A 22,981-nucleotide genomic window follows, 5' to 3' on the forward strand; every position below is an offset into this window, starting at 1 on the left:
CCTTTACTCAGGCGAAGGCCTGGCTGAAATCACGGGCCGGGTGTTCGAACGGACCGATCACATTGCCCTTGTCGTCACGGTCGACGCCGATGCGCGGGTTCTTCGCCGGTGGCACCAGGTAGTCGGGGTTCTTGATGCCGTACTTGGCCAGGACCGGCTTGATCTGGTCGGTCGCCTTCAGCCAGCGCACGCCCTGGTTGACGCCATCGAACAGGTCCTGGTTCTGCGGATGCACGCCCCAGATCGCCTCGAACTTGGCGGTCAGGCTGGGGAATTTTTCGTCGTAGGCCATGGGGATCTGTTTGAGCTTGAGGCTCGGGTCCTGAAGGATCATGTAGTCGATGGTCGGGGCATCGAGCACGGCGAAATCCAGGCGCCCGGCGCGCACGTCGCGCAGGCACGAATCGGTGTTGTCGTAGAGTTTGACCTCCTTCACGCCTTCGATTTTCTTCATGTCGGGGATGGTGAAATAACCGGTGATGGCGCCGATGGTGCGGCCCTTCACATCGTTGACCGTGATCGAGGTGTCGAACGGCTCGCTGTCGCGCATGATCACGTAGGCGCCGGTGTAGAACACCGGGTCGGTGAGCAGCAGGATCTTGGAGCGCATCGGGTTCCAGGCGAAGTTGCCGCCGAACCAGTCGGCACGCCCGGACCTCACGGCTTCGACCACCGCCGGGAAGCCCATGGTCAGCACATCGAGCTTGAGTTCCAGACGGTCGGCGATGAGCTTGAGCAGCTCAAGGTCGGTGCCGATGGGCACGCCTTCGCGCAGGGCACCCAGGGGCATGTCGCCCAGGCAGGCGGCGGTCAGGTAGCCGGGGCGCACGGTCTTGATCGGTTTGTCGGCGGCGAACGCAAAAGACATCGGCCCTGTTGCACTGGCAGCCAGCGCCGCCAATGAACCATAGCCAGCTGCCTTGAGCAGGCCGCGACGGGACAAACCACGGGTATCGAACTTGAAGTCGGACATAGATCACCTATTGGCAAATTTATTGTTTTTGACCGGTACAAGCTTTGCTGCTGTGTGCTCTCTTCTACTGAAGCTTCCCGGGATTCATGACCGTGCCGACAAGCCTGCGAGGATGTCGATGGCACTGACGTGGGGTTTGGCGATTGGCTGTCGCTGACGCTTGAGAATCAGGTAAGCGGCGGACACTACGACGAGGCTGACCAGGCTGGCGAGGAACTGTGTACGCAAGGATTCCTGGAACGCCATGGCGACCAAAACACCCGCAATCACTGCCACCACAGCATAGGACAGCCAGGGAAACAGCCACATCTTCAGGGTCAGCCGCGCGGGCGCCGTGGCCTCGACCTGGCGACGCACCCTGATCTGCGCCAGTGCCACCGCCAGGTACACGAACAGCATCACCGCACCTGAGGCATTGACCAGGAACAGGAACACGCCCTGGGGAGAAATGATCGCCGCCATGATCGCGATGTAGCCGATCACACTGCTGAGCAGCACGGCGGCCCGCGGCACCTTGCGCTCGGTCAGCACCGCCAGTTTCGCCGGGGCATCGCCGCGCTGGCCCAGGCCGAACAGAATCCGCGACGACACATACAGCCCGGAGTTCAGCGCCGACAGCACCGCTACCAGGACCACCGCCTGCATGATCATGGCCGCGCCGGGAATGCGCATGACATCCAGTGCCGCCACGAACGGCGAATGCCCGGCGACGATCTGGCCCCAGGGCACCACGCAGACGATCAGGAAGATAGAACCGACATAGAAGGTGATGACGCGGAAGATCACCGAACGGGTCATGTTCGCCACGTTCTTGGACGGGTCATCGGATTCGGCGGCGGCAATGGTCGCGATCTCGGCACCGCCCACGGCGAAAATCACCGTTGGCACCCCGGCCAGGATGGCGCTGACGCCGTAGGGCATGAAGCCACGGTCATTGACCAGGTTGCCCAACAGGTCGCTGGTGCTCGGGGCGAAACCAAACAGGTAGGCGCCGGTGACAAAGATGAAGACGATGATCGCGAAGACCTTCAGCGACGCGAACCAGTACTCGAACTCGCCATAGGATTTGACCGACAGGCAGTTGATGGCGGTCATGATTGCCAGCAGGCTCAACCCGATCACCCACGCCGGCAGCGGTATCCACTGCTCGAGGATATTGGCGCCGACCACTGCTTCCACCGCCACCACGATCACCCAGAAGTACCAGTACAACCAGCCGCTGGTGAAGCCGACCCAGTTGCCCAGGCCGATGCGCGCGTATTCGGTAAAGGAACCGACACCGGGCAAGGCCACCGCCATTTCGCCCAGCATGCGCATGACCAGCATCACCACGATGCCGGCAGCGAGATAACTGAGAAAGGCCGCCGGCCCGATCGCCTGGATGGTGGCGCTGCTGCCGACAAAGAGACCGGCACCGATGATCCCGCCCAGGGAAATCATGGTGATGTGGCGCTGGCGCAAGGCGCCGCTGAGGCGTTGCTGGCCGTTTTTCGAAGGGGTTTGTGCCTGGGTTGGCTGGGCCTTGCTCATCGGATGACCTCCGCGGCGTGGGATGGGGTCGATCGACCGGATAAATTCATCGAAGACTGTGCGCGAGGGGGACAACTCAGCGGATACACTGTGCCGCCCGCTGGCTGGCTCAAGTGTCGGTGGTGTCCAGAGGACCGGGCCAAACCCGGATGAAGCGATGTATCAGTCATGTGCGTACCCGTTGGACTGCGCATGGCAGCCATTTTCTTATTGTGTTGCATGACAAGCATTACAACTCACACACTAATCACGGTTTTTTAGCTTGTCAATGGGCGTTGTATCGGATAAAAAGCAATACAAATTTGCTTATTGTCTTGCTACAAGCATGACAAGCAGGGATAAGGCACCATGAGTCAATTCGAACAATTACTGGAAGAACTCAAGGCCAGTGCGGCATTGCAGCGCGACAAGGCGGAAACCCTGTATGCGCAATTGGCCGACTCGCTGGCCGAAGCCATCGGCAACGGCAAGCTCAAGCCGGGCGAACGGCTGCCGCCCCACCGTGACTTCGCCAGTGCGCTGGGGGTGAACATCACCACCGTGACCAAGGCGATGGCGGTGCTGCAGCAAAAAGGCCTGGTGGAAAGTCGCCCCGGGCGCGGCACCCAGGTCGCGCAACCCCGGCATCCGGCGGCGCAGTTCCAGTCGGCTCCGAGCAATGATCCCGGCACCGTCGACCTGAGCGTCAATCGCCCGGCCACCGACGGTTTCAACCGGGTCCTTTCACAACTGCTGCCGCGCCTGGCCAGCGACCCGCGCTTTGGTGACATGAAGGACTATCACCCCTCCGAAGGCCCGCTGTGGGCTCGCGAGGCCGCCGCGCAATGGCTGCGTCATACCGGTGTCGAGGCCCATGCTTCGCAGATGCTGATTGCCGAGGGTGCCCAGCATGGCATCGCCAGCACTTTGCGCAGCCTGACCAGCAGCGGCGATACCGTGCTGGCCGACAGCGTCACCTACCAGGGCATCAATGCCTTGTGCCGCTCGCTGGGGCTGATTCTGGTGGGCGTTGATGCGGACGAGCGCGGGATGTCCCCCGAAGCGCTGCGAAAGGCCTGCGCCGACCATCAGCCACGGCTGTTGTTTCTGGTGCCGTCGATCCACAACCCCACCGCCATCACCCTCGACGCCGAGCGCCGTCAAGCGCTGGCGGCGGTGATCCGCGAAACCGACTTGCTGGTGATCGAGGACGATGTCTATCGACCGCTGCTGGATCAGTCGCCGCCCGCCTTCGCCGCCTTGCTGCCGGAGCGCACGATCTACATTTCGGCTCTGTCCAAATGCATCGCGCCGGGCCTGCGCATGGGTTTTGTCATGGCGCCGCTGGCGATGGCCCAGGACATCGCCGCGATGCAGCGCATCGACTGCTGGAGCACTTCGCCGCTGACCGCGCTGATCGCCACCCGGCTGATCGAGGACGGTCATGCCGAGCAACTGGTGGCCGAGCAACGCGAAGAATTGCGCGCCCGGCAGACGCTGCTTGCCAGCCACCTCGAAGGCCTGGAGTTCGAGCACAGCACCACCGGCACCCACGCCTGGCTGATCCTGCCGGAACCCTGGACCGGCTCGCGTTTCGCCCGCCTGTGCCACGACCGTGGTGTGGTGCTGCTGGCCGGTGGCGCCTTCACCCTGCGCCCGGAACTCTCGCCGCAAGCGGTGCGCATCAACATTTCGGCGGCCCTGTCCCGCGAGCAACTGATCAAGGCCCTGAAAATCATCAGCCAGCTGGCACGCCAGGGGCATCTCTACATGCACAACCGGATCTGAGAGAGACATGACACAGCCCGTTCATTGTGAAATCGCCGTCATCGGTGCCGGCGTGGTCGGGGTTGCCACCGCGCTCTGGCTGCGTCGCCAGGGTTACCAGGTGGCGTTGCTGGAGCGCGAGGCGATTGCCAGCGGCGCGTCCTATGGCAATGCCGGGACCCTGGCGCCCTATGGCGTGATGCCGATTGCCCAGCCGTCACTGCTCAAGGCGATTCCGTCGCTGCTGTTTTCCAAAGAGTCGCCCTTTGTCATCAACTGGGCACGCCTGCCGCAGTTGATGCCGTGGCTGGTGCGCTTTCTCAATGAATGTCGTGCGGCGCGCTGCGCGGTCAACACCCAGGCCCTGAGCCAGATCCTCCAGCACACCTACAGCGGTTATGCACCGTTGCTGGCCGATTGTCCGCAGGCTGATCAACACCTGCAGCACAAGGGCTGCCTCTACGCCTACGGTACCGAGCAAGGATTTGCCGGCGCGCAGGCGGCCATCGAGTTGCGTCGTTCGCTGGGGATTGCCCAACAGGTGTTGAAGGCCTCGGAGATCGAACAGCTGGAGCCGGCGCTGGCGGGCAAGGCGGTAGCGGGCATCCTGTTTCCCGAGTCATCGCACATGGACGACCCGCGCGCCTTCATCGAGGCATTGGCAGCACCGCTGATCGCCGAGGGCGCCCTGCATCAGGCGACCATCACCGATTTGCAGCGCAAGAGCGACGGCCTGTACCTCAGCAGCGCCGAAAGCAAACGCTGGCGCGCCGACCGCGTCGTGCTGTGTGGTGGTGCCTGGTCGGCGGCGCTGGCACAACAGGTCGGCGACCGCATTCCGCTGGATACCGAACGCGGCTATCACATCGAATTCGACATGCCCGAGACCCCGCTCAATCGTCCGTGCTGCCCGGTGGAAAGTGCGTTCTACATGACGCCCATGGCCGGTCGCCTGCGCGTGGCCGGCACGGTGGAGCTGGGTTCGATCAACGACCCGGCCAACCCCAAGCGCTTCGATTATCTGGAGCGCAACGTGCGCCGGGTCATGGGCCTGACCCAACCGGTGTCGCGCCAGTGGCTGGGCTTTCGCCCTTCCCTGCCGGATTCGCTGCCGGTGATCGGGCCTTCGCCAAACGAGCCGCGGCTGATCTACGCCTTCGGCCATCAGCACCTGGGCCTCACGCTGGCGGGCGCCACCGGCCAGTTGGTGGCCGACTGCATCGCCGGCAAGGCGCCTGCATGGCTCGACAGTTTTTCCGTGCAACGCTTCTGAGCTACGTTTCCGAGCTACGCCTAATAACAGGAGAATTCTTGATGCCAACCATCGAACGCCAACACACCAACCAGCGCATGAGCCAGATCGTCACCCACGGCAATACCGTGTACCTGGCCGGGCAAGTGGGCGAACCGCAGCACGACATCGCGGGCCAGACCCGCGATGCCCTGGCCCGGGTCGATGCCCTGCTTGCCGAAGCTGGCTCTTCCAGGGAGCACCTGCTGCAAACCACCATCTGGCTCGCCGACATGGCGGACTTCGCGGCAATGAACGAGGTGTGGGACGCCTGGGTCCCGGCGGGACACGCCCCGGCCCGGGCCTGTGGCGAGGCGAAACTGGCGGATCCAGCGTTGCTGGTCGAGGTGATCGTCTGCGCGGCAAGGGACCTGTAGGAGCTGCCGCAGGCTGCGATCTTGATCGTTCCCACGCTCTGCGTGGGAACGAGCAAGACCGGGATCGTACTTCATCCATGGTTTTTGCAGTCCCTCAACAAAAGGGAACTCTTGGCGAAGGCCGTGCATCTCAAAATATGAAGCACTTCCCTTTTGCTGCAGAGGACACCGTCATGCGCCGTCTGATAATCCTTTCTTCCCTGCTGCTGTGTTTACCTGTCGGCTCTGCACTGGCCGACGTGGATGCGGGCGACGTCGCCACCTCGGCCGGCGTATCCGCTTCGCTGTATTCGACCTTCAAGGATCACAAAATGATGATTCCCGCCCGGGATGACGCCTCCAGCTTCGTAGCCAGTGGCGGCACGATTCGCGGCGCGTATCTGGAGTCGGTGTTCCAGCAACTGCGCCAGGATCATCCTGACCTGGCCAACGCCAGTGACGAAGATCTGGCTCAGGCGATCCTCGTCCAGGACAGTGCCGTCGCCAATCACTGAGAACCCCTGTAGGAGCGAACCTGCTCGCGATGGTCGTCAACGATAACGCGGGGAGCCTGACACCCCGTGGGGTCCTGACGTGCATCGCGAGCAGGCTCGCTCCTACAAGGTACAAGGCGCTTCAACGCGCCCAGCCGGCCACCAGTTGCGCGCTGATGCTGACCCCGCCACACACCACAATCACCACATCGTGGGCGCCGGCAATCGCCGGGTGATCCAGGTAGGCAATCGCCAATGAAACCCCACAGGCCGGCTCCACCAGCTGACGCAAATCGCTGGCATAACGCACCACCCCCATGATCGCTTCCTCATCGCCAAGCACCACGCATTCGTGGCTGAAATCGCGGATGTGCTCCACCGGCCAAGCAGCCACCAGGGCTGCACCGAGTGAACGGGCGACCGTATCGATACGAGGAAACTTGACCGGATGCCCGGCCCTGACGGCGGCCGCGAAAGACGCAGCGCCCTCGGTTTCGCAGGCGATGATCCGACAATCCATGCGTTGGTGACGAATCAGCCCGGTGAGTATTCCCGCGAGCAGACCACCACCGCCCACCGACGTGACGATGGCGTCGACCTGCGGGCAATCCTCGAGGATTTCATCGACCATCGTGCTGTGCCCTTGCCACAGCACCGGATGGTCGAAAGCCGGCACGTATTCGGTGTCCGCGCCTTTGGCCAATTCCTTGGCCCGTTTATTGGCCTCATCCCAAACCTTGCCATGGACGATCACTTGCGCCCCGGTTTTGCTGATCCTGGCCCGGGTCGACTCAGGGGTGGTGTGCGGCACCACCACACAGGCCTCCAACCCCAGGCGGGCGGCGGCCACAGCGGTGGCAAAGCCGGCATTGCCCCCTGACGGGCAAATCACCTTGCGCTTGCCCTGCGCCTTGGCCTGACTGCACAGCAGCCCGATGCCGCGCACCTTGAAGGAGCCGCCGGGTTGCAGGTTTTCCAGTTTGAGCCAGATTCGGCGGGACGCCGTCGAGAGGTCCGGGTGCAGGATCAAGGGTGTTCGGATGTGCAGCATGACGGGCTCCTGTTGCAGGCCACGGACCTTGGGGGCCGGTGGTGAACGGTGCTTCATCAAGCTTAGTTCATGCGGCGTTGCTAATGACGCCGCAGCCTGCAGGAGCGAGCCTGCTCGCGATGGTCGTCAACGATAACGCTGGCTGCCTGACACCCCGTGGTGCCCTGGCGTGCATCGCGAGCAGGCTCGCTCCTACAGGGGTGGGTCGGGGTTAGAGGTAACGCGGCGCCGGCCTGGAATTGCCGAACAACCCGGACAACACCCGACGTTGCGCCTCGTACTGATCCCACTGCGCACCGTCGTGCAGCCCCGGAATGGTCACCACCTCGCCGCTGGCCAATCCCGCCAGCGCCGCATCGACCATATCCCCGGCCGACATGACGATTTTCTGCGGCAGGTTTTCCACCGGGTTACCCGCCTCGCTCCAGAAGTCAGTGGCGGTGGCGCCCGGCAGCACGGCCTGGATACGCACGCCCTTGTCGACCAGCTCATGGTGCATCGACTGGCTCAGGGCGAGCACGAACGCCTTGGTGGCACCATACACGCCGTTGAGGACTTCCGGAGCGATGGCGACAATCGAGGCGATGTTGATCACGGTGCCGCCGCCACGGGCGACGAAGCCCGGTGCCACCGCATAGGCCAGGCGTGTCAGCGCAGTGATGTTGAGGTTGATCATCTCTTGCATGTCATCCACCGGGCTGCCCAGCAGCGGCATGACCGCCCCCACCCCGGCGTTATTGACCAGCAGGGTGATGCTGGCGTCGCTGTGCAGAATCCGTTCGACCCGCAGCAGGTCCGCCGGGTCCTTCAAATCAGCGGCGACCACTTCCACGTTACGTCCGGTTTCATCGCTCAAGCGGTTGGCCAGAGCATTGAGTTTTGCCTGACTGCGGGCGACCAGAATCAGGTTGTAACCCAGACGGGCGAGCCGGTCTGCGTAGACCGCGCCGATGCCAGAGGATGCGCCGGTAATCAGTGCGGTGCCTTTGGATGAATGCGTCATGTTCATGTCCTTCACAAAGCGGCGAGATATTCGCCGGGTGTGAGCAGTTATAAAGGGGCTCGTACGCGTCGCAAATGACGTTTAAAGTACGTTTTCAGGACATGACGATTTGAGGACATCCCCATGATCTGCGTGGCGTTTGTGGTTTTCGACAGGTTCCAGTCCATGGCGCTGGCGGCGATGCCGGTGTTCGAGTACGCCAACTTCAGCGCCGGTGAAGACCTGTACGACGTGCGCGTGCTGTCCGAGGACGGTCGCACCTTGCGCGCTTCCGGCGGCCTGACAGTCGGCACCGAGGCGTTTGATGAGCGGGTGTTCGATACGGTGATCGTGGTCGGTGGCGATTCGATCCTCGAACAGGCGCCCGAGGCCGTGCTCGACTACCTGCGGGCCAGCGCCAGTACCGCCCGGCGCACCGCCTCGATCTGCTCCGGCGCCTTCGTCATGGCCCAGGCCGGCCTGCTCGACGGACGGCGGGCTACCACCCATTGGGCCTACGCCCGGCAATTGCAGGAACGTTTTGCCTCGATCAAGGTGGAAGCCGACCGCATTTACGTGGTCGATGGCTCGATCTGGACTTCCGCCGGCATGACCGCCGGCATCGACCTGGCACTGGCCATGGTGGAAAAGGATTTCGGCGCCGAACTGGCCCGTGCGGTGGCGCAGAAACTGGTGATGTACCACCGCCGTGGTGGCGGCCAGTCGCAACACTCGGCGTTGCTGGAGCTGGAGCCGAAATCCGACCGCATCCAGACGGTGCTCGGCTATGCCCGGGAACACCTGACCCAGGCGCTGTCGGTGGAACAACTGGCGGAAGTGGCCCGCCTCAGCCCACGACAATTCAGCCGCGCGTTTCGCGCCGAAACCGGCCAATCGCCGGCCAAGGCTATCGAAAACCTGCGCCTGGAGGCGGCCCGGCAGTTGCTCGAACGTGGTCGTCTGAGCCTCGATCAAATCGCCCTGGAAACCGGCCTGGGCGACCGCCGACGCATGCGCGAAGCCTTCCTGCGGGCGTTCGGCCAGCCGCCGCAGGTGATACGCCGCGCTGCCCGCGCCGAAACGCCCGCCTGACCTGATCGCTGATCGTTCCCACGCTCTGCGTGGGAACGATCAGATCGCCCTGTAGGAGCGAGCATGCTCGCGATGGTCGCCAGAACACCACGGGGTGTCAGGCACCCCGCGTTTTCGTTAACGACCATCGCGAGCATGCTCGCTCCTACAATGAAGAGAGATGTGCATCGTGGAGGCGCTCATGAAAATCTCGGCCAAACTGGCGTTCTTCGCCGTCGTCAGCACCCTCGCCTACCTCGCCCTGGCCATTTGGGGACTGGGTGGCGTGGGTGCTTATTTCTCTCACCCGGCGCTGGTGGTGGTGGCGCTGGCCACGCTGGTGATGGCCATTGCCTCCCTGTTCACCGAGGTCAACCTCAGCCCCGGCGAACGTGAAGACCGGGCCAATCGCTGGGTGATCCCGGCGTTCGGGGTGATCGGCCTGCTGAGCGGCTATCTGCCGGCTTACACCGACCGCATCGACTTCTGGACCTTCGGTGGCGAGAGCGTGCGTTGGCTCGGGGCGATCCTGTTCATCATCGGCGGTGCATTGCGGCTGTGGCCGGTGTTCATACTGGGCAAGCGTTTCAGTGGTTTGGTGGCAATCCAGCCGGGGCATCGACTGGTCACCGACGGGCTGTATCGCCGCCTGCGCAATCCCAGTTATCTGGGGATGATGGTCATCGGTTTGGGCTGGGCACTGGCGTTTCGTTCGGGAGTCGGGCTGGTGTTGGCGGCCTTGACCCTGATTCCGCTGATCGCACGGATTCATTCGGAAGAGGCGCTGCTGCGGGCGCAGTTCGGCGGCGAATATGAGGCGTATTGCGCCCGAAGCTGGCGGTTGATCCCCGGGATTTACTGACACCCCTGCACCCCCTGTAGGAGCGAGCCTGCTCGCGATGAACCTGTGAGCACCACGGGGTGTCAGCCCCCCAGTGTTATCGTTGACGACCATCGCGAGCAGGGCTCGCTCCTACAGTTTTAGCGGGTGTTCAGGCTGATGGAGCCATCTGCATTGACCTTCGCGGTGATCGAGTCATAACTGCCCAACGTCGCCTCTTCCGTCTCAAGCGGCTGCTCATGCGCCGCCGTGACAATCAGCAAATCCGCCCCCGCCGCTTGCGCCGCGAGTATCCCCACGGTGGCATCCTCGAACACCAGGCACTCACTGATCGGCACATCCAGCCGCTGCGCAGCCAATCGATAACCTGCCGGATCAGGCTTGCCCACGGTCACGTCCTCGGCAGTGACCATCACCGCAGGCTCCACAATCCCGGCCGCTGCCATGCGACGCAACGCCAGGGTCCTCGGCGCGGAGGTGACGATGGCCCATTGGTGGGCCGGCAGCGCCTTGAGAAAAGCCGCCGCGCCGGCCACCTCTTCGACTCCTTCGACATCCTCGATTTCCGCCTGGGTGATCCACGCCGCCTCAACCTCGGCATCGACACCGGGCAAATCCAGGCGGCGGATGGTATCGATGGCGCGAGCACCATGGATGGTCGGCAGGAAGGTTTCGACATCGACACCATGGCGCCTCGCCCAGGTGGCCCAGACGCGCTCGGCGGCGGCGATGGAGGTCAGGATGGTGCCGTCCATGTCGAACAGGAAGGCGCGGTAGGGGGTGTCGAACACGGATTTGGCGGCGGGCAAAGGGAGGCTTCCTGTCAAAATATTTCAAGCAATCTACACCATCCCTGTAGGAGCGAGCCTGCTCGCGATGCACGCCAGAACAACACGGGGTGTCAGGCAGCCAGCGTTATCGTTGACGACCATCGCGAGCAGGCTCGCTCCTACAGGGGGCGTTGTGATGTTTGGGGGTTACAGGGTTCGGCGTGATTTGAGCGCACCGTCCACGCAATCGAGCAACTGCCCCAGCGCCCAGGGTTTCTTGATGAACGAGACTTCGTGGCGCACTCCGGAGCTTTCCGGGGTCTCGTAGCCGGACATGATCATGATCGGCTTTTCCGGCCAGCGATCGCCGAACAGGTTGGCCAGGTCCGCGCCGTTGAGCGTGCCCGGCATGGTGATGTCAGTCAGCAGCAGGCCGACCTCTTGCGCATGGCGCTGCAAGTACACCGACGCGGCGTCCGCACTGGTGTGAGAGTGCACCGCATAGCCTTCGTCCTGAAGAATCTCGCAGAGAAACTCCAGGATCAGCGGATCGTCCTCGACCACCAGGATCAACCCGCCCGCAGGGTTTCCATTCGTCGCCGGTATTCGACTCATGACCTTGCCGCTCCCTGTCTGCCTCAATGATTTCGCGGCTTCTCGTCCGCCACCTACAGGTATGAGCAGCGGACTCGATGGAAATTCATTTTTGATACAGACAACGGCGAAATCAGGCGTCCTGCAAGATCAGGTCGGCGCCCTTCTCCGCCACCATCAGCACCGCGGCATGGGTATTGCCGGAGGTCACGTTGGGGAAAATCGATGCATCGACGATGCGCAACCCGTCCAGGCCATGGACCTTGAGACGCTTGTCCACCACCGATTTCTGCGGGTCCGAACCCATGGCACAGGAGCCACACAGGTGATAGATCGAACCGCTGTTTTCCCGGAAGTACTGCAGCATCTGCTCGTCGGTCTCGACCACCGGTCCTGGCAACACCTCTTCGACGGTGATGCCCTTGAGCGCCGGTGCGTTCATGATCTTGCGCATCAGGCGGCTGCCCTGGATCACCTCGTCGATGTCCTTCTGCGTGCTCAGGTAGTTCGGGTCGATCAGCGCCGCGTCACGCGGGTTTTTCGAAGCGATCTCGATGTGCCCGCGACTGGTCGGCCGGCACGGGTTGAAGCACAGCAGGAAGCCTGAATACGGCTCGGGCTTGAGGCTGGCCTTGTTGTTTTTCGGGATCTGGTACGACAGCGGGTTGAAATACAACTGCAGGTTCGGATTGGCCTGCTGCTCGTCGCCACGGAAGAACCCGCCCGCCTGATTGACGCTCATCGCCAGGGCGCCCTTGCGGGTGAACAGGTACTTGAGGCCCAGCTTGAACTGGCCGAACAGCGAACTCAGCTCATCGTTGAGCGTCGGGATGTTGGCCTTGTAGTAGTAGCTGGCGCACAGGTGGTCCTGCAGGTTCTGCCCCACCGCCGGCAGGTGCTTGACCAGCGGGATATTGTGCTTGGCCAGCAGCGCCTGATCGGCGACGCCGGACAATTGCAGGATCTTCGGCGTGTCCACCGCACCGGCGCAGAGGATCACTTCCTTGTTCGCGGTGAAAGTGCGCACCACGCCGTGCTGGGTGATGGAAATCCCGGTCGCCCGGCCGTTATCGAACAGCACACGATCCACCAGGGCGTAGTGCTCGACCGTCAGGTTCGGCCGGCTCAACGCAGGATGCAGGTGGGCAAAGCTGCTGGAGCAGCGCTGGCCGTCGCGGGTGTTGACGTCGTAGATGCCCGCGCCTTCGAACCGGGCGCCGTTGAAATCCTCGCTCAGCGGATAGCCCAGCTCATCGCAGCCCTTGAGGAACACGTCGCAGATCGGATGGGTCTGGCCCTTCATCGGGGTAATGCTGATCGGGCCGCTGCCACCGTGGTACTCGCTGTCGCCCAGCGGATGGTTTTCCAGTTTGCGGAAGTACGGCAGCACGTCGGAAAAGCCCCAACCTTCGTTGCCGTTGGCCGCCCAGTCGTCGAAGTCATGGGCCTGGCCGCGCACGTAGATCATCGCGTTGATCGACCCCGAACCGCCCTGCACCTTGCCGCGCGGCGCATAGATTTCACGGTTGCCCAGCTGCTTCTGCGGCTGGCTGTAGTACATCCAGTTGAAGGTCGGGTTGTAATACATTTTGGCGAAGCCGACCGGGATCTTGAACCACGGGGAACTGTCCTTGCCGCCCGCTTCCAGCAGCAGCACCGTGTATTGGCCCGAAGCCGACAGGCGATTGGCCAGGACGCAGCCTGCGGCGCCAGCGCCAGCGATGATGTAGTCGTATGTCATGCACGGTTACCGCGTAAGTCGTTATTCAAAAAAGCCACGCTTCCCTGTAGGAGCAAAGCTTGCTCGCGATGGCGGCGTGTCATTCAACAGATGTGTTGCCTGGTCCGGCGCTATCGCGAGCAAGCTTTGCTCCTACAGGGGGTTGCGCCCTCTCCCGTCAGCCCTTGGCTGGCGATGTGTCCTTGACGTCCGCCGGCGTCGGCGCCATTTGCAGGTGCAGGCGTTCGCCGGTGTACGGCGAGTGCTTGCGCACCACGTCCATGTTCAGCTCCACGCCCAGGCCCGGCTCGGTGGACGGAATGATGTAGCCGTCTTCCCACTGCAACGGTTTGGTCAGCACTTCGGCATGGAAGCCGCCCCAGGTCATGATGCTTTCCTGGATCAGGAAGTTCGGCGTGCAGGTGGCCAGCTGGAAGCTCGCCGCCGCGCCAATCGGGCCGTTGTACAGATGCGGGGCGATTTGCGCGTAGTACGCCTCGGCCATGCTGGCGATCTTCTTGGCTTCCAGCAGGCCGCCGCAGCGAGCGACGTTCATTTGCAGGATCGACGCGCCGCCGGCCTTCAGCAGCTTGAAGAATTCATACTTGGTGGTCAGGCGCTCGCCGGTGGCAATCGGGATACTGGTCTTGGCCGCAACTTGCGCCATGGCGTCTTCCTGGCCCGGTGGCACCGGCTCTTCGAACCACAGCGGGTCGTACTTCTCCAGGCGCTTGGCCAGGCGGATCGCCGAGGACGGCACCATCTGCCCGTGGGTGCCGAACAGCAGGTCGCACTTGTCACCCACCGCTTCGCGGATCTTGCGGCAGAAGGTTTCGCAACGCTCCAGCACTTCCAGCGAGATCTGATGCCCGGAGTACGCGGTGTACGGGCCTGCCGGGTCGAACTTCACGGCGGTGAAGCCCTTGTTCATGTTCTCGATGGCGCACTCGGCGGCCAGGTCCGGGTCGTCGTAGTCGTACTCGCCACGGCTGTTGACCGGATACAGGTAGGTGTAGGAACGCAGGCGCTCGTTGACCTTGCCGCCCAGCAACTCATACACCGGCTTGTTCGCCGCCTTGCCGATGATGTCCCAGCAGGCCATTTCCAGGCCGCTGACCACACCCATCATGGTCAGGTCCGGACGCTGAGTGAAACCGCTCGAATAAGCCTGGCGGAAGAAGCGTTCGATGTGGTGCGGATCCTGGTTCAGCAGGTAGCGTTCGAACACGTCTTCGATGATCGGCACCATGGCCTTGGGGCCGAAGGTCGCGGCGTAGATCTCGCCGACGCCTTCGATGCCGCAGTCGGTCTTGAGCTTGACGAACAGCCAGTACATGCCGCCGATGTGCGGTGGCGGTACGGCGACGATATGGGTTTCAAGGGCGACGATTTTCATCTCAAGCACCTGTTTTGATCTGAGTTTTACGATTGATACGCGCACGCAGGGTCAGGGCCGCCAGGGTCCCGAGCAGGCCGACGAATGCGATGTAGCCGAAATACAGCTTGTAACCAAAGGCACCGGGGAAATGCTCAGTGAGGTAGCCGTTGATCAACGGGATGAAAGCGTCCGGCAGGTAACCCACCACCGAGACGATGCCGATGGCCAGGCCGGTGATGCGCAGCGGAATGTTGCAGGTGTCGAGGATCGCCCAGTACAGGCCGCGAATGGCGTAGGTCATCAGGCCGATGAAAATCACCGTGGCGATCAACAGGCCCATGCTGCCCAGCGCCGGGAACACGATCAGGCCGACCATTGCCAGGCTGGCGAGCAGCAGTGCGACGATCAGTACCGAGATGTTGGAGAACTTGTCGCCCAGCCAGCCGCCGCCGATGCCGCCGATGGGACGCATCCACAACTTGATGGTGGTGATGGTGCCGGCCATGACCGCGGTCATGCCGCCACCCTGCAGGTAATCGGAGAAGCTGTAGGTGGCCCAGAAGATGTGGTAGCCGCAGAACACGATGGCGGTCACCAGCCACAGCTCGGGGATCTTCACCAGCGTCGCCAGATCAGTGAGCAGGTTGAACTTGCCCTTCTCCACCGGCGCGGTGTCGTCCATCGACTTCGGGTCCTTGATCAGCACCAGCACGCAGCCGATGGCGATACAGGTGAAGGCGTACAGGTAGACCACATGCTTGAAGCCTTCGGCGGTGGACTCGCCACGGGTTTCGGTGGCGTAGGCGAACAGGCCCAGGGCAACCGTCGCCAGCAAGGCTTCGACCAGCCCGCGACCGCCATCGAGGATGCCGAAGAAGCGGCCCTGCTCGGAGTGGTGGGCAATCATCTTCACCCGCTTGAGCACCGAGGCCCAGAAGGTCAAACCGGTGGTCAGGCCCCAGCAACCGAAGATGATCATCAGCCCGGTCATCGATGGCGCGGTGGAGTACCAAAGGCCCAATGCACCGGTGGCCACCAGCGAAAAGAAGATCAGGAAACGCGGGGCGATGCGGTCGGCCAGCCAGCCGCTCGGCAAATAGGACAACAGGAAAATCGTGCCCAGCATCGAGTACAGATAACCCAGCTCACTGTGGTTGATCTGGAACACTTCGAGCATGGTGGTCTGGTAGACCTGACGCAGGTAGAGGATCGGGTAGATCGCACCGGCGGCCAGCACCAAAAGCATCAGTTGGACATAGCGACTTCCCTTGTCGCTGTGGCTTTTGGAAGCCGAATTGGAACCCTGAACAGCGGCAGCAGAGGATGCTTGCTTGGACATTGAGTAGACCTCTGGCGCCCGGTGATCCGGACGCTCGGATAATTGTTTTTATATTTACTCCGGCCCCTGTAGGAGCGAGCCTGCTCGCGAAAGCGGTAGATCAGTTTATTGATGTGTCGACTGACACACCGCCTTCGCGAGCAAGCCCGCTCCCACATGAGCGAGAGAGGTGCTGCATGTGGATCAGTACTTCATCACCACCAGACGGGTCTGGGTGAATTCGAGCATGCCGTGCTTGCCGTCATCGCCGCCCAGGCCCGAGCGTTTCCAGCCGGCGTGGAAGCCCTGGTACGGGTCGGCCGGGGTGCGGTTGACGTACAGCTCGCCGGCCTCGATGGCACCGGCGACTTTCATGGTGGTGCGATAGTTTTCGGTATAGAGCACCGAAGACAGGCCGAACTGGTGATCGTTGGCCATGGCCAGGGCTTCGTCGATATCGCGGTACTTGAGCACCGGCAGCACCGGGCCGAAGATTTCTTCCTGGATGATTTCCATGTCCTGGCGGCAACCGCTGAGCAGGGTCGGCGGGTAGAAATGGCCTTTGCCCTCGGGAATGAATCCGCCAGTCTCCAGCACCGCGCCGTCGGCGATGGCTCGCTCGACCATGGCATGAATGTTCTGCTGCGAGCTGGCGTTGACCAGTGGCCCCATGAACGCAGGATCGACAGCGCGATCACCGAATTGCACGACGCTGATTTTCTCTTTCAGCAGGCCGAGGAATTTGTCGTAGACGCTTTCCTGCACGTAGACCCGCTCGACCGCCGTGCACAACTGGCCGCAGTGGGTGGTCTTGGAACCCACGATCGCGCTGGCGGCCGCTTCCAGATCGGCATCGGCCTCGATGATCGCCGGGGTCTTGCCGCCCAGTTCCAGGGACGGCTTGGCGATGTTGGCCTTGCAGTAGTCGAGCACGATGCGCCCGGCGTTGACGCTGCCGGTCAGGGTGATCAGGCCGACGGCGTTGTGGGTGCAGACCGCAGCGGCGGTGGCGTGGTCCATGGTCAGGATGTTGACCACACCTGCCGGGAGGCCGGATTGCTGCACGGCCTTGGCGATTTCGAAGGCCGAGATCGGCGTGTTGTTGCTCGGGCGCACGACCACGGTGTTGCCGGCAATCAGCGCCGGGGCGATCTTGCGCAGCAGGGTGTAGACCGGGTAGTTGAACGGAATCAGGCAGGCCACGACGCCAATCGGCTCGCGGTGCAGGAACAGGTTTTCGTTCGGTGTGTCGCTGGGAATGATCTCGCCTTCGATGCGGCGCGCCCATTCGGCGTGGTAACGGGTGATCTGCGCGGCGTAACGGGCTTCGTTGCTGGCGTCGGCCAGGCTCTTGCCGGACTCGGCGGCGAGGGCTTCACCGATGCTCTCGGCGCGGGTTTCAAGAGCGTCGGCAAAAGCGCGCAGGTATTCGGCACGCTCGATGCTGGTGAGCTTGCCCCAGGTTTTCTGCGCGGCGGCGGCAGCATCGACGGCAGCCGTAGCTTCGTCGGCAGTGGCGGCAGACACCTGGCCGACCAGTTCTTCGGTCGCCGGGTCATAGACGGCGATCAGCGCAGCGCCGGCCGGCTCAATAAATTGCCCGTTAACAAAGTTTCGCTCGAGTCGCATGTGAATCGCCCATCGTTGTTTTTATCCAGTGCGAGCAGTTTTGGCGTCGGCAGCTTGTAGGACAAACGATTTATTGAGCGATGTAACATTCAAAAAATGCAGGTTACTCCAAAAACACACGCCCTCCCCTGTAGGAGCGAGCATGCTCGCGATGCACGTCAGAACACCGCGGGGTGTCAGGCATCCAGCGTTATCGTTGACGACCATCGCGAGCATGCTCGCTCCTACAGGGGAGGCGTTGTGTCAGGAGGCCGCGGTCGAGGGCTCCAACTGCCTTTGCGCCAGCCAGATCTCCTCCTGCAACCACTGCCCGAACACCTGCAACTGCGGCAGCGACTGCTCCGGCCGGGTCACCAACCAATACGACTGATGGCCCTCGACGTGCACGTTGAGCACCTGGGTCAACTGCCCGCTGGACAGTTCCGGGGCGACCATGTGCCAGTCGGCGATGGTGATGCCCAGGCCGTCGACGGCCGCGCGGATCGCCAGGTCAAGCAAATCGAATTCATAGCCGCCCTGGGTATCGACCCCGCTGATGCGCGCCGCGTCCAGCCAGTGCTTCCAGGTCAGGTAGCGCTGGTCTTCCCGGGCCAAAACGTGCAACAGCGTCAAGCGGTTGAGGTCGATGCCCTGCTCGGTCCATTCCCGTGAATACAGGGTGGGTGCACACACCGCGATGTGCCGTTCCTGGAACAGCAGGGAGCTGTCCAGGCCATCCCATTCGCCATTGCCGAAACGGATCGCGCAGTCCAGGGTGCTGGTTTCCGCCAGGCTGTCCTGCAGGCGGGTGGTGATGCTCAATTCCAGCTCCGGATGCTGCTCGCGCAAGCGCCCAAGCCGCGGCATCAGCCAGCGGTTGGTGAAGGTCGGCGGTGCGTTGATGTGCAGGCGGTTGGCGTGGGACTTCTGCTGGATGCTGCGCACCGTCAGCTCGATCTTGTCGAACGATTGATGCAATGCCCGCAGCAGCACCCGGCCGGCGCTGGTCAGTTCCAGGTGATGGTGACGGCGCTCCAGCAGGGTCTCGTCCAGTTGTTCTTCCAGCTGGCGCACCTGGCGGCTGACCGCGCTCTGGGTCACGTTCAACAGCTCTGCGGCGCGGGTGAAGCTGCCCGTGCTACCGGCCACTTCGAACGCTTTGAGCGCATTCAGGCCGGGCATTTTGCGTTTCATGGAAGGCTCTCGAAAACCACGACAGACGCCAAGGATCCCATGCCGGCGGTACATTGTCCTACAGGATTTTCTCAGTAACATGCATTGGAGGAAGGTTTCCCCGGATTTTTAATCGTTTGTTCAATCACCCGCAGATCGCAAGACTGGCCGGCATCTCACATAAAAATAACCGAGAGCTGCCACATGCCCCTCCCTGCTTCCCTGCGCGTCAGTCCGCTTTATCTCGCTCTACTCTGCACCTTTGCGGCCCCTGCCATGGCCGTGCAAGTCACCGACAATCTCGACCTGGGCGGCGCCATTCGTGCCCGCTGGGACTACGACCCGGACCGCGACATCCAGACCTTCGGCCTGGACACCGTTTACCTCAGCGCCAAGTACAACTCCGACAGTTGGATCGGCGAGGCCCAGTACCGTTTCTACGGACGCTCCTACCCCTACCGCTACACCAAGAACTACGGCGACATCCAGTTCGCCAAGCTCGCCTGGGTCGGCTACAAGTTCAACCCCGACCAGCAGGTGCAGGTGGGCCTGAACACGGTGCCGTTCGGCTTGCAGCCGTATTTCGGCAGCACCTTCTACGAGACCCTGGGCAACGTCATCGGCCTGGAAGATGTGCAACAGGTCGGCGCCAAGTACATCCAGCAGAGTGGTGACTGGAACATCCAGGGTGGCTACTACCTGCGTCCGGCCTGGCAAGGCAAAGGCACCAGCAACGGCGTGACCTACTCCAGCGTGGTGTCGGAGGCCGACAGCTATGTCACCGACGGCAGCGATAACCAGGAACGCAACACTGTGGTCCTGCGGGTGGCCAAGGCGCTTGACTTGGGGCCGTGGAAATCCGAAGTCGGTCTGTCCGGCCTGACCTCGACCCTTGAGAACAGAGACACCAACAATGACGGCCGCCGCAACGCCGTGGCCGTGCACTACATGGGTAAAAACGGCCCGTGGGGTGTGCAATTGCAGGCGGCGCGCCAGCAGATGTCGCCGCGCAACCCCGGTACCGACGAATTGGTGACCCTCGGCGGCTACGACGGCACCTACAACGTCGCCAGTCGCGGCAACCTGTACGTGGCGGATCTGAGCTATGACATCGCCGGCAAATACCTGTTCGACCAGGTCAGCGGGGTCAAGCTGTACGCCAACTACAGCGCCTTCGACAAATCCGCCGATGACTTCAAGACCTCCCAGCGGATGATCCTCGGCACCTCGTTCTCGGTCAGCAAACTGTGGGTCTACACCGAATGGCTGTACGGCAAGAACGATCCGTACATTGGGGGCAGCAGCTATACCCAGAGCCTGGGGGCGGGTGGCACTGATCATTGGGAGAATCAGCTTTACATGAACATCGGGTACTACTTCTGATCCGGCATTTTCGGCGCCCATGAGGGCGCCATCGCGAGCAGGCTCGCTCCCACAGGGGATTTGTGAACGGCACAGATCCCTTGTAGGAGCGAGCCTGCTCGCGATGGGGTCAGCCCAAACAACACTTGCATCCGCTCAATGCCAATAGTCAGATAGGCAACACCACACAAAAAGAAAACCATCGAGCCCCCCACCCATGCGCCAACTGCCCTCGCTCAACATGCTGCGCGTCTTCGAGGAGGTCGCGCGGCATCGCAGTTTCAGCCAGGCCGCCCTTGGCCTGAACGTCACCCAGGGCGCGGTGAGCCGGCAGATCAAGCAGCTCGAAGACTACCTCGGCGTGGCGCTGTTCATCCGCACGCCCCAGGGGCTGTCGCTGACCGAAGCCGGCACCGCCCTCTCCCCGCACCTGAGCGATGCCTTCGACCACATCGAACGCGCCCTGCAAGCCGTGCGCGTACCTAACCTGCGCCAGCGCTTGCGCATCGTCGCGCCGCCGACCTGGGCCACGCGCTGGCTGTCGGCGCACCTGCGCGCGTTCGTGCAACGCTACCCCGACATCAGCCTCAGCGTGACCAATCAGTTGGGCCACGAAAGCCTCGCGGAGATCGACTGCAATATTCGCTTCGGCCTCGAAGCGGACAGTCATTGCCACAGTCAGCTTCTGGTGATGGAACGGCACATCGCCGTGGCCAGCCCGGAGCTGTTCACCGACGGTCAACCACCCGATCTGAAGCAGTGGCCGTTGCTGCACATCCTGCACAACGGCAAGCGCCTGAAGGTCTGGGAAAACTGGCTGGCGGCGATGGGGCGCGACGATGTCGATGCCGGGCAAGGCCTGGAATTCAGCACCCTCGACCAGGTGATTCACACCACCCTCGCCGGCGGCGGGCTGGCGGTGATCGACCGGCAGATGATCGAGAAGGAACTGGCCAATGGCAGCCTGCTGCCCATCACCCCGGTGGAGGTGATCGGGCCGTATGGCTATTGGCTGGATGTGGCGAATGACAAGTGGGGGTTGTCGAAGGTGCGGTTGTTCAAGGAGTGGCTGGAACTGGTGAGCAATCCCTGAATTCACTTTGTCCCCCTGTAGGAGCGAGCCTGCTCGCGATGAGGGCCTGACATTCAACATCAGTGTTGACTGACAGTCCGCCATCGCGAGCAGGCTCGCTCCTACAGTGTTGTTTTGTGGCGGCTTAGATTGTCGCCGTGGCTTTTGCAGCCACATTCACACCACCCTCAACAGGACTCTGCGCCTTGCACGCCTGGCTCAACGTCAGCGACTTCGTCTCCGGCGCCCAGGCCCAGGACAGCAGTGCACCAATCGCCAGGATCGCCGCGAGGATGCCCATGGTCGGGCTGAGGCCGATCCCCGCCACACTCACCGGCAGCAGGAAGGTGCTGATCGCCGAACCCAGGCGGCTGACTGCGGTAGCCAGGCCAATGCCGCTGGCACGCACTTCGGTCGGGAAGCTCTCGGCCGGGAACACGCCCACCAGGTTGCTCACCGCCGACAGCACCAGGGTGAACAGGCCGAACACCAGCACCATCAGCGCCGCAGCACTGCTCGGCAACACCGCCAACAGGAACAGGGCGATGGCGAGGATGATGAACGAGTTGATCAGGAACCCGCGGCGGGTGAACTTGATGGTGCACCAGATACCGATCAGCGCGCCGAGGATCAGCAGCATGTTCAACATCAGCTCGGTGCCGAAGCCTTCGGCCAGGCCCATCTTCTGCAGGATCGACGGCAGGAAGGTGTAGATGGCGAAATACGGCATGACGATGCAGACGAAAAACAGGCAGTTGAACGCGGTGCGTTTGCGGTACTCAGGGCTGAACAGTACGGCGTAGCCGGAGCGGGTTTCGGTGGAACGGGTTTCGTCGAGTTCGACGTTGTCGCCCAGGAACTTCTTGACGATGGCGCGGGCTTCGGCGATGCGCCCCTGATTGACCAGCCAGCGCGGCGACTCCGGAGTGCCGATACGGGCAATCAGGATCAGTGCCGCCGGGATCGCCGACGAGGCCAGCATCCAGCGCCAGGCATCGTCGCCCAGGCTAAGCATCGCGGTGCCGACAAAGGTGGCCGCCACGTAACCGAAGGTCCAGATCACGCTGAAGGAGCCGAGCAATACACCCCGGTGTTTCTTCGGCGCGAACTCGGCGAGCATGGCGTGGCCGACACTGAAGTCGCCACCCAGACCGATGCCGATCAGCACCCGACAGAGGAACAGGGTCATCGCCGATTCAACGTAGAACTGCATGACGGAGGCGATGGTGATCAGCACGAAGCTGACCAGGAAAATTTTCTGCCGGCCGACCTTGTCGGAAATCCAGCCGAAGAACAGGCTGCCGAGGAACAGGCCGATCAGCGCCGAAGAACCGATCAGGCCCTGCCAGAATGCGTCCAGCTGCATCTGCGGGCTCAGCAGGGTGAAAGCGATACCGATCAGGCCGAGGATGTAGCCGTCGGTGAAGTGCGCGCCGAAGGTCAGGCCGGCGATCTTGATGTGGAAGCGCCCGATGGGCAGGTCGTCGATTTTTACCGGTTGTACGGACATGTAAGTCTCCAATTTTTGTTATTGACGGAGAAATGAAACCGATCGCTTTTGTTGTGTGCTTTTGGCTTCTGTAGGAGCGAGCCTGCTCGCGATGAACTTGAGAACGCCACGGGGTGTCAGGCTCCCAGCGTTATCGTTGAC

The 22,981-nt window shown here is 62.5% G+C and carries 20 protein-coding genes; 8 read left to right on the forward strand and 12 right to left on the reverse strand.

What is annotated here, in order from left to right:
* Positions 1-7 precede the first annotated feature (7 nt).
* Both DKY63_RS07895 and DKY63_RS07900 read right to left on the reverse strand, forming a co-directional pair.
* Complete coding sequence (locus DKY63_RS07895) at positions 8-973, reverse strand: transporter substrate-binding domain-containing protein (protein ID WP_110963596.1); 966 nt, start codon at positions 971-973, stop codon at positions 8-10.
* An 84-nt stretch (positions 974-1,057) separates the two neighbouring features.
* Positions 1,058-2,503, reverse strand: a complete 1,446-nt coding sequence (locus tag DKY63_RS07900; protein ID WP_110963597.1) for an amino acid permease — start codon at positions 2,501-2,503, stop codon at positions 1,058-1,060.
* A gap of 348 nt (positions 2,504-2,851) precedes the next feature.
* Here DKY63_RS07900 and DKY63_RS07905 point away from each other — a divergent pair, with 348 nt between their 5' ends.
* The 4 genes from DKY63_RS07905 (at position 2,852) to DKY63_RS07920 (ending at position 6,411) form a co-directional block, all read left to right on the forward strand.
* The gene (locus tag DKY63_RS07905) at positions 2,852-4,270 is read left to right on the forward strand and encodes a PLP-dependent aminotransferase family protein (protein ID WP_110963598.1); all 1,419 of its coding nucleotides are present in this window, start codon (positions 2,852-2,854) and stop codon (positions 4,268-4,270) included.
* Positions 4,271-4,277: 7 nt separating this feature from the next.
* Positions 4,278-5,522: an NAD(P)/FAD-dependent oxidoreductase gene (locus DKY63_RS07910; RefSeq protein ID WP_110963599.1), complete on the forward strand. Its 1,245-nt coding sequence runs from the start codon at positions 4,278-4,280 to the stop codon at positions 5,520-5,522.
* 41 nt (positions 5,523-5,563) lie between these two features.
* Positions 5,564-5,917 carry a RidA family protein gene (locus DKY63_RS07915; RefSeq protein WP_110963600.1) on the forward strand — a complete coding sequence of 118 codons (354 nt, stop codon included), beginning with the start codon at positions 5,564-5,566 and terminating at the stop codon, positions 5,915-5,917.
* A 173-nt stretch (positions 5,918-6,090) separates the two neighbouring features.
* Positions 6,091-6,411, forward strand: coding sequence for a DUF2388 domain-containing protein (locus DKY63_RS07920; RefSeq protein WP_110963601.1), 321 nt, complete (start codon positions 6,091-6,093; stop codon positions 6,409-6,411).
* A gap of 121 nt (positions 6,412-6,532) precedes the next feature.
* Here the strand turns inward: DKY63_RS07920 and DKY63_RS07925 are convergent, their stop codons facing one another.
* Both DKY63_RS07925 and DKY63_RS07930 read right to left on the reverse strand, forming a co-directional pair.
* Positions 6,533-7,441 carry a pyridoxal-phosphate dependent enzyme gene (locus DKY63_RS07925; RefSeq protein WP_110967877.1) on the reverse strand — a complete coding sequence of 303 codons (909 nt, stop codon included), beginning with the start codon at positions 7,439-7,441 and terminating at the stop codon, positions 6,533-6,535.
* Positions 7,442-7,652: 211 nt separating this feature from the next.
* Complete coding sequence (locus tag DKY63_RS07930; RefSeq protein ID WP_110963602.1) at positions 7,653-8,444, reverse strand: SDR family NAD(P)-dependent oxidoreductase; 792 nt, start codon at positions 8,442-8,444, stop codon at positions 7,653-7,655.
* 123 nt (positions 8,445-8,567) lie between these two features.
* On the opposite strand from DKY63_RS07930, the gene DKY63_RS07935 reads away from it, so the two are divergent.
* Together DKY63_RS07935 and DKY63_RS07940 are read left to right on the forward strand one after the other, a co-directional pair.
* Positions 8,568-9,515, forward strand: coding sequence for a GlxA family transcriptional regulator (locus DKY63_RS07935; protein ID WP_110963603.1), 948 nt, complete (start codon positions 8,568-8,570; stop codon positions 9,513-9,515).
* Between the two features lie 181 nt (positions 9,516-9,696).
* Entirely contained in the window at positions 9,697-10,356 is a 660-nt protein-coding gene (locus tag DKY63_RS07940) for a methyltransferase family protein (RefSeq protein WP_110967878.1), read from the forward strand.
* Positions 10,357-10,475: 119 nt separating this feature from the next.
* Here DKY63_RS07940 and DKY63_RS07945 read toward each other — a convergent pair whose 3' ends face one another.
* From DKY63_RS07945 to DKY63_RS07985, 7 genes are all read right to left on the reverse strand, one after another.
* Positions 10,476-11,144 (reverse strand): HAD-IA family hydrolase, encoded by a 669-nt coding sequence (locus tag DKY63_RS07945; protein WP_110963604.1) that lies wholly within the window; start codon positions 11,142-11,144, stop codon positions 10,476-10,478.
* A gap of 168 nt (positions 11,145-11,312) precedes the next feature.
* Positions 11,313-11,720 carry a response regulator gene (locus DKY63_RS07950; protein ID WP_110963605.1) on the reverse strand — a complete coding sequence of 136 codons (408 nt, stop codon included), beginning with the start codon at positions 11,718-11,720 and terminating at the stop codon, positions 11,313-11,315.
* 112 nt (positions 11,721-11,832) lie between these two features.
* A complete protein-coding gene (locus DKY63_RS07955; protein ID WP_110963606.1) occupies positions 11,833-13,440 on the reverse strand; it encodes a GMC family oxidoreductase in 1,608 nt (535 codons plus the stop codon).
* A 157-nt stretch (positions 13,441-13,597) separates the two neighbouring features.
* Positions 13,598-14,815, reverse strand: a complete 1,218-nt coding sequence (locus DKY63_RS07960; RefSeq protein ID WP_110963607.1) for a mandelate racemase/muconate lactonizing enzyme family protein — start codon at positions 14,813-14,815, stop codon at positions 13,598-13,600.
* Between the two features lies 1 nt (position 14,816).
* Positions 14,817-16,136: an MFS transporter gene (locus DKY63_RS07965; RefSeq protein ID WP_110963608.1), complete on the reverse strand. Its 1,320-nt coding sequence runs from the start codon at positions 16,134-16,136 to the stop codon at positions 14,817-14,819.
* A 183-nt stretch (positions 16,137-16,319) separates the two neighbouring features.
* Complete coding sequence (gene aldA, locus DKY63_RS07975; RefSeq protein ID WP_110963610.1) at positions 16,320-17,744, reverse strand: aldehyde dehydrogenase; 1,425 nt, start codon at positions 17,742-17,744, stop codon at positions 16,320-16,322.
* A gap of 243 nt (positions 17,745-17,987) precedes the next feature.
* On the reverse strand, positions 17,988-18,917 hold the full coding sequence (locus tag DKY63_RS07985) for a LysR substrate-binding domain-containing protein (protein WP_110963612.1): 930 nt from the start codon (positions 18,915-18,917) through the stop codon (positions 17,988-17,990).
* Positions 18,918-19,100: 183 nt separating this feature from the next.
* On the opposite strand from DKY63_RS07985, the gene DKY63_RS07990 reads away from it, so the two are divergent.
* Complete coding sequence (locus tag DKY63_RS07990) at positions 19,101-20,279, forward strand: hypothetical protein (protein WP_110963613.1); 1,179 nt, start codon at positions 19,101-19,103, stop codon at positions 20,277-20,279.
* Positions 20,280-20,475: 196 nt separating this feature from the next.
* Entirely contained in the window at positions 20,476-21,351 is an 876-nt protein-coding gene (locus DKY63_RS07995) for a LysR substrate-binding domain-containing protein (RefSeq protein WP_110963614.1), read from the forward strand.
* Positions 21,352-21,475: 124 nt separating this feature from the next.
* On the opposite strand, the gene DKY63_RS08000 is transcribed toward DKY63_RS07995, so the two are convergent.
* Entirely contained in the window at positions 21,476-22,840 is a 1,365-nt protein-coding gene (locus tag DKY63_RS08000) for an MFS transporter (RefSeq protein ID WP_110963615.1), read from the reverse strand.
* Positions 22,841-22,981 lie beyond the last annotated feature (141 nt).

Source organism: Pseudomonas putida, assembly GCF_003228315.1.
In the GTDB taxonomy this organism is placed as follows: Bacteria; Pseudomonadota; Gammaproteobacteria; order Pseudomonadales; family Pseudomonadaceae; genus Aquipseudomonas; species Aquipseudomonas putida_S.